The organism is Cupriavidus sp. DF5525 (assembly GCF_040149425.2).
GTDB classification, from domain to species: Bacteria; Pseudomonadota; Gammaproteobacteria; order Burkholderiales; family Burkholderiaceae; genus Cupriavidus; species Cupriavidus pickettii_A.
The window spans coordinates 1672451-1685073 of record NZ_CP168267.1 but is presented as its reverse complement, the minus strand read 5'-3'; the positions used below and the strand labels follow the sequence as shown (position 1 = coordinate 1685073).

General features: G+C 62.7%; 9 protein-coding genes. 8 read left to right on the top strand and 1 reads right to left on the bottom strand.

Features of this window, described 5'->3' with window-relative positions; all coding sequences use genetic code 11:
* Positions 1 to 161 precede the first annotated feature (161 nt).
* Entirely contained in the window at positions 162 to 869 is a 708-nt protein-coding gene (locus ABNX08_RS42330; protein WP_022540504.1) for a TetR/AcrR family transcriptional regulator, read from the bottom strand.
* Between the two features lie 236 nt (positions 870 to 1105).
* On the opposite strand from ABNX08_RS42330, the gene ABNX08_RS42325 reads away from it, so the two are divergent.
* The 8 genes from ABNX08_RS42325 (at position 1106) to ligD (ending at position 12540) form a co-directional block, all read left to right on the top strand.
* The gene (locus tag ABNX08_RS42325; protein ID WP_349606778.1) at positions 1106 to 2215 is read left to right on the top strand and encodes an NAD(P)-dependent alcohol dehydrogenase; all 1110 of its coding nucleotides are present in this window, start codon (positions 1106 to 1108) and stop codon (positions 2213 to 2215) included.
* Between the two features lie 29 nt (positions 2216 to 2244).
* On the top strand, positions 2245 to 3537 hold the full coding sequence (locus ABNX08_RS42320) for a cytochrome P450 (RefSeq protein WP_349606843.1): 1293 nt from the start codon (positions 2245 to 2247) through the stop codon (positions 3535 to 3537).
* A 35-nt stretch (positions 3538 to 3572) separates the two neighbouring features.
* Positions 3573 to 4538 (top strand): PDR/VanB family oxidoreductase, encoded by a 966-nt coding sequence (locus tag ABNX08_RS42315; RefSeq protein ID WP_349606780.1) that lies wholly within the window; start codon positions 3573 to 3575, stop codon positions 4536 to 4538.
* A gap of 104 nt (positions 4539 to 4642) precedes the next feature.
* Positions 4643 to 6064, top strand: coding sequence for an aldehyde dehydrogenase family protein (locus ABNX08_RS42310; RefSeq protein WP_374063773.1), 1422 nt, complete (start codon positions 4643 to 4645; stop codon positions 6062 to 6064).
* A 23-nt stretch (positions 6065 to 6087) separates the two neighbouring features.
* Positions 6088 to 7836, top strand: coding sequence for a long-chain fatty acid--CoA ligase (locus ABNX08_RS42305; RefSeq protein ID WP_349606784.1), 1749 nt, complete (start codon positions 6088 to 6090; stop codon positions 7834 to 7836).
* Positions 7837 to 8336: 500 nt separating this feature from the next.
* Complete coding sequence (locus tag ABNX08_RS42300) at positions 8337 to 9242, top strand: Ku protein (protein WP_349606786.1); 906 nt, start codon at positions 8337 to 8339, stop codon at positions 9240 to 9242.
* Entirely contained in the window at positions 9242 to 10042 is an 801-nt protein-coding gene (locus tag ABNX08_RS42295; RefSeq protein WP_349606788.1) for a tetratricopeptide repeat protein, read from the top strand. Before ABNX08_RS42300 ends, ABNX08_RS42295 begins: the two co-directional genes overlap by 1 nt.
* A 17-nt stretch (positions 10043 to 10059) precedes the next feature.
* The gene (gene ligD / locus ABNX08_RS42290; RefSeq protein WP_349606790.1) at positions 10060 to 12540 is read left to right on the top strand and encodes a DNA ligase D; all 2481 of its coding nucleotides are present in this window, start codon (positions 10060 to 10062) and stop codon (positions 12538 to 12540) included.
* Positions 12541 to 12623 lie beyond the last annotated feature (83 nt).

Sequence of the window (12623 nt, the reverse complement as noted above, 5' to 3'; positions counted from 1 at the left end):
CAGTACCATCGCGCCCGTCGGACGCCTATGCCAACCGTTACCACCCAATGGTCGAGGTGGCAGTGGCATGGCTGAAGAAACAAAGTGGTCGCCGATGATCCACGCTGGTAGCTAAGGAAATACTCGACATTTTCGCTTTGTCGACGCGCTCCGAGCGGAAATCAAGGCAACAGCAAAAACCGCTGCATCATCGCCGTGAGCTTGGCCTCGATCAGATCCCCGTCAAAACGTAAAGGCCCCGGGTCGGTCAGCAGGGTCAGGGTAAGTGTGCCCACAACCATCTGCATGGCGATCCGGACTTCTGTCTCGGAAGCGTCCTGGCCCTGGGCCTTCATCTTCTGCGCGAGGGCCGGCGCGACCACGCTCTGGATGTTGCGATTCAGCCGGCGCATCGGGTTGGCTTCCGGGTCGATCGCGCCGAAGTGGCGCAGCACGGCCTTGAACATGCCCTGGTTCCGTCGGCACATGTCGACGTAGTACCGGACGATGAGGGCGGCGAACTCCGATGCCGTGCCTTGCGCCCAGGCCTCGTCGTCCCGGATGGTCTTGTCCGCCTCGGCCTCCATTTCCACAAAGGCGGCCTCGAGGACCGACGCAATGAAGGCGTCCTTGTCCTTGAAGCGGCCATAGAACGCTCCGGTAGAGGTGCCCGCGGTGCGGATGACATCGCTGATCAGGACCAGATCGAAATTCGCGTGCTGCTGGATAAGGTCCCGTCCGGCCAGGATCATTTTGGCAAGGGTTTCCTCACTGCGTAGCTGGCGAGGAGGGCGCAGCGCCGGCGCCGCTTCTGCAGCCTGGCTGGCGGTGTGCACGGCGCGGGTAGGACGCCTCTTGTGATCTTCTTGGCGCTTTAGGGTGGCAGCCATGGAAACGGCAATCCTGATTCTGGGACAGGTCAGCATTATGCAGCACCGGCCCCACCTCGCCCGGAAGCCGCATCCGCTGGCGCTTCACGGCTGGCCGCGCCCACCTCGACTGCTTCCGTAGGGGAAAGCCCGCATTGAAGCAGGTTCGTCGCCTTTCAATAATAGAACCAGAATTCTGATTCTTAACAAGCACCGGGCGCCACGCCGCCCAGCCAATAAAACCAAGCGGAGACACCATGAAAATCACTGCTGCCGTGACACGGGCGCCGTGCGCGCCGTTCGTCCTCGAAGAGGTCGAACTAGACCCTCCAGAGGCAGGGGAAATCCTGGTCAGGATTGTCGGCGCCGGGCTTTGCCATACCGATCTTGTCGCTGCCGAAGGCTTGCTCCCCGTCGCCATGCCGGCCGTGTTCGGGCACGAAGGCGCCGGCGTTGTCGAGATGGTCGGCGCCGGCGTAACCAAGGTGAAGCCCGGGGACAATGTGGCCATCACGTTCTCCTCCTGTGGCCATTGTCCGCAGTGCGATCGCCATGCGCCGGCCTATTGCCATGCGATGGCAGCGCTGAATTTCGTCGGCCAGCGCAGCGATGGCTCCAAATCGATGCGCGACGGCAATGGCGAGATCTCCGGCAGCTTCTTCGGCCAGTCCTCATTCGCGACGCATGCAGTGACGACCGAACGCAACGTGGTGAAGGTGCCGGACGGCGTTCCGCTCGAGATCGCCGGCACCCTTGGCTGCGGCATCCAGACCGGCGCGGGCGCGGTCATGCGCTCGATGGCATGTCATGAAGGCGCATCGCTGGTGGTGCTGGGCGCGGGCGCGGTCGGGCTCAGTGCTGTGATGGGCGCCGTGCTGCAGAAATGCGGGACGGTCATCGTGGTCGAGCCCGACGCCAGCCGGCGCGACCTGGCCTTGTCGCTCGGCGCCACGCATGCAATCGATCCGGGCCAGAGCGCTGACCTGGCTGCTGCGGTGCGCGCCATTGCGCCCCATGGAGTCGACTTTGCGCTGGATACCAGCGGCATCCCGGCGGTCATCGCAGCGGTGCCGAAGCTGCTGGCGCCGCGCGGCACCTTCGGCTTTGTCGGCGTGCCGCCCGCCCATGCGACGAGCCTGGGCCTGCCGGGCACGCTGCGCGAGGTCATGCGCGGCGGCTTCACCTATCGCGGGATCATCGAAGGCGATAGCGATCCCGATGTGTTCATCCCGCAGTTGATGGCCCTGTACCTCGAGGGACGTTTCCCCTTCGGCAGGCTGGTCAAGACCTATCCCCTTGCCGAAATCAACCGTGCCGTCGCGGAGCAAAAGCAGGGGCTGTGTGTCAAGCCCGTGCTGCTGCCCTGAGCCCCAACCCCACCATCCAGTTCGATACCATGAACCACACCGATTTCGATCTTCCCGGCGACGTGGCGCAAGTCCTGGTCGATCCCAGCGCCTATGCCGATCCCGCCCGGCTGCACGCGGCCTATACGTGGGCGCGCGAGAACAATCCGCTGGGGCGCGCCGTCAATGGCGGTTTCGATCCGTTCTGGGTCGTGACCAAGCACGCCGACGTGACCGCCATCTCGCGCGACCACAATCTCTTCCACAACGGGGACTACTCCGTCGTCTGCCGGCCCAAGGCTTCGATCGACCATGTGATCGCGACCACCGGCCGCCCGAATATCGTCAAGGCGCTGGTCCACGTGGATGGCGACGAACACAAGGGCCTGCGTGCGCTGACGCAGTCGTGGTTCATGCCTAACAGCATCCTGAAGCTGGATGAGCGCATCCGTGGGCTGGCGAGGCAGATCGTTGACAAGCTGCAGCAAAGCGATGGCAACGCCATCGATTTCGCCAAGGACATTGCCCTGCATTACCCGCTGCACGTGATCATGGACATCCTCGGCGTGCCGCCGGAGGATGAGCCCCGGATGCTGCTGCTGACCCAGGAGCTATTTGGTGGCGAGGATCCTGAACTCAAGCGCGCCAAGCAGGAAGCAAGCGCGAATGACGGCGCGCTGGCAAAGAACTTGATGGCGGTGGTGGCGGACTTCCGGGACTATTTCGAGAATGTCACCGCCGAGCGGCGGGTCAATCCGCGCAATGACGTGGCAACGCTGCTCGCCAACGCCGTCGTCAACGGCGAGCCGATCAGCGAGGTCAGCCGGCTGGGTTATTACGTCATCATTGCCACGGCGGGCCACGACACCACATCGTCCTCGTCCGCGGTCGCGATGTGGGCGCTGAGCCAGTATCCGGAACTGCTGCCCCGGCTCCAGGCCGACTCGTCGCTGATTCCGCAGTTCATTGACGAAGCGGTGCGCATCGCCTCGCCGGTCCGGCATTTCATGCGGACCGCGACGGCAGACACCGAGATCCGCGGACGAACGATTCGCAAGGGCGACTGGCTGATGCTGTGCTACGGCTCGGCCAATCGGGATGAAGAGGTCTTCGACCGGCCCTTTGACTTCAGCATCGACCGCAAGCCAAACCGCCACCTCGCGTTCGGCTTCGGCGCCCATGTCTGCCTGGGCCAGCATCTGGCCAAGATGGAAATGCGCATCCTGTTCGAGGAAATGATTCCGCGCCTGCAACGCGTGGAAGCGGCGGGCGAGATGGAGATGATCGCTTCCTGCTTCGTCGGCGGACCCAAGCATCTTCCCGTTCGCTGCGTCATGCAGTAGCCATTCCATCGCAGTCTGCAGCAAGGCATCGCGCCATGAATTCCCAAGACACACTCTTTGTACGCATTGCGCAACGCAACCGCGAAACCGACGACATCGTCAGCCTGGAGCTGCGCGACCCGAAGGGGGGCGAGCTGCCACCGTTCGAGGCCGGCGCCCACATCGATGTCCACGTCGCTCCCGGAGTCGTGCGGCAGTATTCGCTTTGCAATGCACCGTCCGAACGCCACCGTTACCTGATCGGCGTCCTGCGGGATCCCGCCTCGCGCGGCGGTTCGATCGCCATCCATGAGCGGCTGGAGGCGGGCGCTGTCATTGAGATCAGCGCGCCCCGGAACCATTTTCCGCTGAAGGCGGGCACCCGCAGCATCCTGATCGCAGGCGGGATCGGTGTTACGCCGATGCTATGCATGGCCGAGGCCTTGCATGTGTCGGGAACCGGCTTTGCCCTGCATTACTGTGCACGCAGCCAGGACAAGGCAGCGTTCCGCAGCCGTATCGAGCAATCCGCCTACAGGCAGCAAGTCGCCTTCCACTACGACGATCAGGGCGATGCGCAGAAGCTGGATCCCGTCATGCTGCTCGCCCAGGCCGGAAGCGATGACGAGATCTACGTCTGCGGCCCCTCCGGCTTTATCGAATGGGTTTGCCGCGCGGCCGAGCAAGCGGGAATTCCGAAGCAGCGGGTGCGATACGAGTACTTCAGCGCCAGGCCGGTCGATACCTCGCATGACGGCGCCTTCGACGTCAGGATCGCCAGCACCGGCCAGGTCTTCCATATTCCCGCGGACCGCTCGATCACTTCGGTGCTGCTCGAAGCTGGCATCGACATCTACACCTCGTGCGAGGAGGGCACGTGCGGGACGTGCGTGACGCGTCTGCTGGAGGGCGAGGCCGATCATCGGGACGTCTTCCTGACTGATGAAGAACACGCTTGTGGCAACCAGTTCACGCCCTGTTGCTCGCGCGCGAAATCTTCGTGGCTTGTCCTCGATCTTTGAAGCGCCAATCCGCTACCCGGCGACGCAGGCTCGGCTTCGGACAGCCGCGTGTCGTCGGTGTGGCCTGTCGAAATCCGTTTGGTTAAAAAGAGGTCCCAATCATCATGGGTGACACCGCTGGATTCAGCATGACCATCGATGGCAAAGCCGCGCCCACGCTGGCCGGATTTGATGTACTCAACCCCGCAACGGAACGCGTCATTGCCGCAGCACCCGACGCGCCCCCCGCACAATTGGACGAGGCCATTGCCAGCGCGCGCCGCGCCGCGCCGGCCTGGGCCGGCTTGCCGCTGCAGGCGCGCCAGCTATATGTCGTCAGGATCGGTGAGACCATCACCACCAACCTGGAGGAACTGGCGCACCTGTTGACGCGGGAGCAGGGCAAGCCCCTTGCCCAGGCGCGGCAGGAGGTGCAAAAAGCGGCGTTCTGGTGCACCGAGATGGCCAGGCTCGAACTCCCGGTGGAGACGGTCAGCGAGTCTGCCACCGAACAGGTGTGTGTCCTGCGCGTGCCGCTAGGCGTCGTTGGCGGCATCGTGCCCTGGAACTTTCCGCTGGCGCTGGCGATGTGGAAGGTGGCGCCGGCCTTGCTTACCGGCAATACGATGGTGCTCAAGCCATCGCCATTCACGCCACTGACGACGCTGAAGCTCGGCGAACTGCTGCGCGATGTCCTGCCGGCTGGCGTGCTCAATGTCATCAGTGGCGGCGATGCCCTCGGCCCGTTGATGTCGGGCCACCCGGGCATCGACAAGCTGAGCTTTACGGGCTCTACCCAGACCGGCCGCGCAGTGATGGCCTCCGCTGCGGTCAACCTGAAACGGCTGACACTGGAGCTGGGTGGCAATGACGCCGCCATTGTCCTGCCCGATGCCGATGTCGAGGCCATCGCGCCTGCGATCTTCTGGGGCGCGTTTGCCAACAACGCGCAGTACTGCCTGGCGATCAAGCGGCTGTATATCCATGAGGATGTTTACGACCGGCTGGCGCAGGCGTTGGTCAGGCTGGCGCAGGAGACGCGCGTTGGCCGGGGTGACATGGAAGGCGTTCAGCTTGGCCCGGTGCAGAACCGCCGCCAGTTCGAGCGGCTCAAGGCGCTGCTGGAGGATACACGCAGCGCCGGCTACCGCATCCTTGCCGGCGGCGAAGTGGCGGAGGGACGTGGCTATTTCTTCCCTGTCACGCTGGTGGACAACCCGCCGGACAGCGCACGCGTGGTCCGCGAAGAACCATTCGGCCCAATCCTGCCCTTGCTGAAGTTCCGCGACGTGGACGATGCCATCGCGCGCGCGAATGACAGCGAATATGGACTGGGAGGTTCGGTCTGGGGCCGCGACGCGGAGGCCGCCATGCAAGTCGCGTTGCGGCTCAACACCGGTACCGTCTGGGTCAACCAGATTCACACCCTTGGGCCCCACAAGCCCATGGCCGGCCACAAGCAATCGGGCGTGGGCATCGAGAACGGCGTCGAAGGGCTGCTGGAATATACGGTGCCGCGAACGGTTTCGCTGAAGCGATCGCAATAAGAGAAGACTTGCAGAACGACAACATGACGCAGTCTCCAACCTCTGGCGCATCGCCATCGCGTGCGCCCGCCCCCATCCGTCGCTCCCCGTTCTGGCCGCCGGGCCTGCCTGCCGAGGCCAGCATACCTCGCACCAGCCTGGTCTATAACGTCGAGGTGGCCGCGCACCGCTACCCGGACAAGACCGCCATCCAGTACTTCGGCAGCGCGATTTCCTATGCCGCGCTGCTCGGGCAGATCGAGCGCATGGCCGGCTACCTGCAGCGCAAATGCGGCGTCGCGCCCGGCGACCGCGTGCTGCTGTACAGCCAGAATTGCCCGCAGTTCATCATCGCCTACTACGCCATCTTGCGTGCCGAAGCCGTGGTGTTACCGGCCAACCCCATGTGGCTGACCGCCGAGTTGGAGCATGTGGCCGCCGACAGCGGCGCGCGCGTGGCCTTTGCCGCGGCCGAGCTCTACGAGCGGCTGGCGCCGCTGCACGGCGACGTGCTGCCGCATGTGGTCGTCCATGACTACGCCGACATGTTGCCCGGCGAGGCGGAATCCGATGGCGGGCCGGCCGTGCCGGCCTGGCTGCGCGCGCGCAGCCCGCTGCCGGGGCAGGCTCCGGCTGGCGGCACCTTGGTGCGCTGGCAGGACGCGGATGCGGCCGGCCTGGTGCCGATGCCCCACGCAGCCGGTTACAACACGCTGTGCATGCTGGCCTACACCTCCGGCACGACGGGCCATCCCAAGGGCTGCATGCATACCCACGGCACGCTGATGAGCGCCGCGGCAGGCTCGCAGATCTGGCGCGGCAACACGCCCGATGCGGTGTTCCTGTCGGTAGCGCCGATGTTCCACTTGCTCGGCATGCAGAACGGCATTCACGCACCGCTCTACCTGGGTGCCACCATCGTATTGCTTCCGAGATGGGATCGCGTGCTGGCAGCCGACCTGATCGAGCGCTACCGGGTCTCGAACTGGGGCGCGGCGCCGGCGATGCTGGTGGATTTCTTTTCCCAGCCGGGTATTCTTGAGCGCGACCTCTCCTGCCTGGCCTTCCTGGGCGGCGGTGGCGCGCCCATGCCCGATGCGGTGGCCAACCTGCTGCAGGAGCGCTTCGGCCTGGTCTATATCGAGGCCTACGGCATGACCGAGACGGCCGCTTTCCTGCTGTCCAACCCGCGCCACCAGCCCAAGCGCGAGTGTCTCGGCATCGCCACCTTCGGGGTCGACGCGCGCGTGATTGACCCGCAGAGCGGCGTGGAGCTGCCGCGGGGCGAGCTGGGTGAGATCATCGCCAGCGGCGCCCAGGTGATGCGAGGTTACTGGCGCAATCCGCAGGCCGATGCCGAGAGCTTTATCGAGATCGACAGCAAGCGCTTCCTGCGCACGGGCGACCTTGGCTTCGTCGACGATGGCGGCTATTTCTTCATGCGCGACCGCCTCAAGCGCATGATCAACGCGTCCGGCTTCAAGATCTGGCCGGCCGAGGTGGAGAACCTGCTCTATGGCCATCCGGCCATCCATGAGGCCTGCGTGATCGCCGCCCGCGACGAGCGGCGCGGCGAGACCGTGAAGGCTGTCATCGTCCTCAAGGCGGGCATGCAGGGGCGCGAGGAGGCCGGCGCCGAACAGATCATGCAGTGGTGCCGCGAGCGCCTGGCCGCCTACAAGGTCCCCCGCGTGGTCGAGTTCGTCGAGGCGCTGCCGAAGTCGGCCACCGGAAAGATCCAGTGGCGCGAACTGCAAGAAGCGCAGAACGAGGCGCCGCGGCATGGTATTTGAGCCATCACCCGTCCCTTGGCGCGGCATACGGATTTCCAGTCCAGCAAAAGCGCACGCGCAAAATAGTGCGGGAAAAGGCCGTTTTTCTGTCGGGAGGCGTTACAAGCGGCGAGAATGATTCACATGGAGAGCGACCCTGGCGCAGGCATGCTCTTCGGAACCCAGGACGAAGCGATTGCGCTGGGATGGAGAGAGGCGTGTCGATCTCTTGGTTCACGTCGGTGACGGGCAAATACGGATGCGTAATCCCTTCGGGAATGATCCCGCAATGTGAAGGGCATGACACCATGCCGGCGCCTTGGCCTCGAGCAGCCCTGCAGGGCTGGATTGCTTATCCCAGCGCCCCACCAAGGGGCGTCAAGTCGACTCGCAATTCTCCAGCCAGGCGAACTCGCTCGCGTCGGTCAGCACCGCTCGTGGAATGCGACTTTTACCTACGGCGCAACGGCCCGCCATTTACTACGCTGCTAGCGTATGTCCCCCTCACCAGGAGTGCCAAAATGGCTGCGCGCTCTATCGCCTCGCTGTCCATCAGCTTCGGGCTTGTCTCTATCCCTGTGAAGGTCTTCTCCGCCACGGAGAGCACGTCCGCTGTGGGTTTCAACCTGCTCCATAAGGGGTGTGGTTCACGACTGCGACAACAATACATTTGCCAGAGGGAAGGGGTGGTAGTCGACCGTTCAGAGATGGTCAAGGGCTACGAGTTTGAAAAGGACAAATACGTTGTCTTCACTCCGGATGAGCTCAAGGCGCTGGAGGAGGCGGCTCAACAGACCATCGACATCGTTGCCTTCATGCCCGTGAAGGCCATCGACCCAATCTACTACGACAAGGCCTACTACCTGGGACCTGACAAGCGCGGCGCAAAGCCATACAGCCTGCTTTCGGAGGCGATGCGAGCCACGGACAAATGTGCGCTCGCAAAATGGTCGTGGAAGGGCAAGCAATATATGGTGCAAATACGGGTCGGCGACGACGGGCTCATCCTCCAGCAGCTGCTCTACGCAGACGAGGTTCGCTCGATGGCGGATCTGCACGTGGAGACTGTCGATGTGTCCAAGGCAGAGCTTTCCCTGGCGGAGCAGCTCATCGACCAGAACTCGGTCGATGGTTATGACCCGACGGAGTACACAGACGAAGAAAAGCAGCGAATCCTGGCCCAGATAGACAAGAAGATAGAGGGCAAGGCCATCACAGTTTCCCCCGAGACTGCGGCGGCTGAGGGTGGCGCAGAAGTCATCGATTTGATGGATGCTCTCAGGAAGAGTATTGGGGCGCCAAAGTCTGCTGCCGCCGCGGCGAAAGCCGGGAAAGGCGCCAAGGCGCCGGCGCGCCGTGCAGCGAAACGTGCCGATACGCCGACAACCGCGACAATCCCGACTAAGCGAGCCAAGAAGCAGGCCTGATGCGTTCTTACACGATGCGCGACGTCATGGAAATCGTCGGCATACCGCGCCCCGCAGTCATGTCGCTCGTCGCAGCCGGAGTGGTTGCGCCAAGCCGAGGCGAACGGGGCGAGTATCGCTTCAGCTTTCGAGATCTCGTCGTGCTGCGCACGGCCAATGCGCTGCGGCTTTCCAACATCTCTTCCGGGCGCATCCGCAGGTCGATGCTTCGCACGAAGTCGCTGTCGCGTGACCGTCATCCGTCCGCCACGTCCTTGCGTGCGGAGGGCAATGACGTCATCGCCAGTGCCAATGGCGATGAGTGGAATGCTGACTCTGGGCAAATGCGATTCGATCTGACGCGGTACGCCGACAACACCGTCGTAGTGCCGCATGTGGGGGCGGTCAGTGACGACGCACGGCGTTCATACGAGCTAGGGAACGAATACGAGCGCCAACGCCTGGATGACGAAGCAGAAGCAGCCTATCGGCAAGCGGTGGAGTGGGATCCCTGCTTGTATGAAGCGTGGGTCAACCTTAGCGCGTTGCTGTGTGACCGAGGGAGTTGCACAAAGGCGTTGAAGGTCCTTGCTGAGGCGCGCAGGCGCTTCCCGACGAGCACCGAGTTGCTGTTTAACCAAGCCCTTGCGTTTGAGGATACCGGGGATTTCCGGGATGCGTTGAGAGCCTACCAGCAATGCCTGGACCTTGAGCCTGACAACGCGGACGCGCATTTCAACATCGGGAGGTTGTATGACAGCGCCGGTCGAATCAAGGACGCGCTGCGGCACTACAACCAGTATCGCATGCTGACTCGCTGACCCGGTGCTCTTCCGGCATGAAGACCAACGCCGACCTGAAGCGCTACGAGAAAAAGCGCGATTTCGCCATCACGCCTGAACCGTCAGGGCGCGCCACGAATGCCCGCAAAGCCAGGAGCAAGCTGTCCTTCGTGATTCAAAAGCACTGGGCACGGCGACTGCATTACGATTTTCGCCTTGAGCTTGATGGTGTGCTCTTGAGTTGGGCGGTGCCAAAGGGGCCGAGCTACGATCCCAAGGAGAAGCGAATCGCTGTGCATGTCGAGGACCATCCCCTGGAGTATGCCAACTTCGAAGGAGATATCCCACGGGGACAGTACGGCGCCGGCTCAGTCATCGTTTGGGACCGGGGTACCTGGGATCCGGTGGGCGACCCGCGTAAAGGCATGGCGGAGGGAAAGATCCTGTTCGACCTTCACGGGGTAAAACTGGAAGGGCGGTGGGAGTTGGTGCGCATCGCAAAGCCCGGTGACAAGTCAGAGCAATGGATCCTGTTTAAGAAGCCCGACGCATGGGCACGGCCCCTAGCCGAGTTCGATGTCCTGACGGCGCTCCCAGACAGCGTCACGTCAACACCGCAAACAAGCCAGGATGAATCCTTACCCGACGAGGATCTCGCTTCCGCGAGCTTGTCGATAGATCGCGCACCGAGGGCATCATTGCCCGCGAAGCTCGCGCCGCAGCTCGCGTCCCTTTCTCCAACGGTTCCAACGGGAGAAGGATGGATCATTGAGACGAAGTTCGATGGATATCGCTTGCTGGCGCGCATAGCAAATGGCACCGTAAGGCTGTTCACCCGGGCAGGGCACGACTGGACCGCAAAGTTTCCCTCTCTTGTTTCTGAGCTGGCATCACTGGATGCGGATGAAGCCTGGATAGATGGTGAGATAGTCGTCCTTCGCAACGATGTGCCCGATTTTAATGCATTGCAAAGCGCGATTGCTGCACATCAAGACGATGAAATCGTGTACTTCGCGTTTGATGTTCCCTACCTGAACGGGCGGGACTTGCGAGCATTCCGCCTTTCCCAACGGAAAGAACTCCTCGCGGGAATCCTGGGGAGCGCTTCGGAACGAGTCCGGTTCAGCGAAGCTTTCGATGCGCCACCAGCCAAGCTCTTCAAGGCGGCATGCGGCCTCGGATTGGAAGGCTTGATGTTCAAGCGAGCGGATGCGCCATACGTTTCCGCCAGGACGCCGACATGGCTCAAAGCCAAATGCAAGCTTCGGCAGGAGTTTGTCGTCGGTGGCTTCTCCCTTCGCACCGGATCGAGGCAAGAGGTAGGGAGGTTGTACCTTGGCGTGTATGAGGATGGTGCCCTGCGCTATACCGGCGGTGTCGGTACGGGGTGGGACAGCTCGACCGCGGCTGCTCTCATGCGAAAGCTTGTGTCGTTGGAAATAGAATCCATGCCCTTCGATCAGTACACAAAGGCCGGGCGCTGGGGCAGGGGCGGTTCCGAAACGGCTCGGTGGGTGAAGCCGTCGCTTGTTGCTGAGGTGGAGTTTTCCGAATGGACAGCTGAAGGACATGTGCGCCATGCCATTTTCAAGGGGCTGCGTTCGGATCTCCAAGCTAAGTCCGTGCGAAAGGAGGCCATACGGGCGTCCGTCGCGCCTCAGGGCGTGTCGAGCGTGAAGGTGACGAACCCTGACAGGGTCATTGACCCGGCGACGGGCATCACCAAGCTGGATCTGGTTCGCTACTACGAAAGCGTGGCGAGCCTGATGCTTCCGCACCTGAAGGACAGGCCGCTTTCGCTTGTGCGGGCGCCTGAAGGCATTGCCGGTACCATGTTTTTCCAGAAGCATACCGAGACAGCGATACCAGGATTGACGGAACTGCCGAGGGGCCGCTGGCCAGGCCACGCGCCCTTGCTTGTGGCCAACTCTGTCGAGGCAATCGTCGCGGCGGCCCAAATGAATGTCGTAGAGTTCCATACGTGGAATTCAATAGAGCGTCGCATCGATACACCCGACCGCTTCATTCTCGATCTTGACCCCGGCGAAGGACTTGAGTGGTCGAAGATGCAGGAGGGAGCGCTACTCGTGAGGACACTTCTCGACGAAGTGGGCCTGCGGTCCTGGTTGAAGACAAGCGGCGGCAAAGGCCTGCATGTCGTTGTTCCACTTACCGGGAGACAGAACTACGAGGTCGTAAAGGACTTTTCGCGCGCCGCCGTGCAGCATCTGGCCGCGACGCTACCGCAGCGCTTCATCGCGAAGTCCGGGCCGCCCAACCGGAAAGGCAAGATATTCGTGGACTACCTGAGAAACGGCCATGGGCAGACAACAGCTGCAGCGTTCTCAGCGCGCGCCAGGCCGGGTATGGGCGTCTCGATGCCGGTTTCCTGGGACGACCTTCCGAAGCTGAAGAGCGGTGCTCACTGGACCATCAGAGACGCGCGTGAATACCTCAGCTTTCAGCGCGCAGACCCTTGGGCGGATTATTGGACAACGCGTCAAACGTTGTCCGCCGCGATAAAGAGACTTTGTTAGAAGTTAGAACGACTACCTGGCTTGCTGGTTCAGCAGGGCGAAGCCGAGTGACTGAAACTGGTAGATATCGCTGAAGCTTGCTC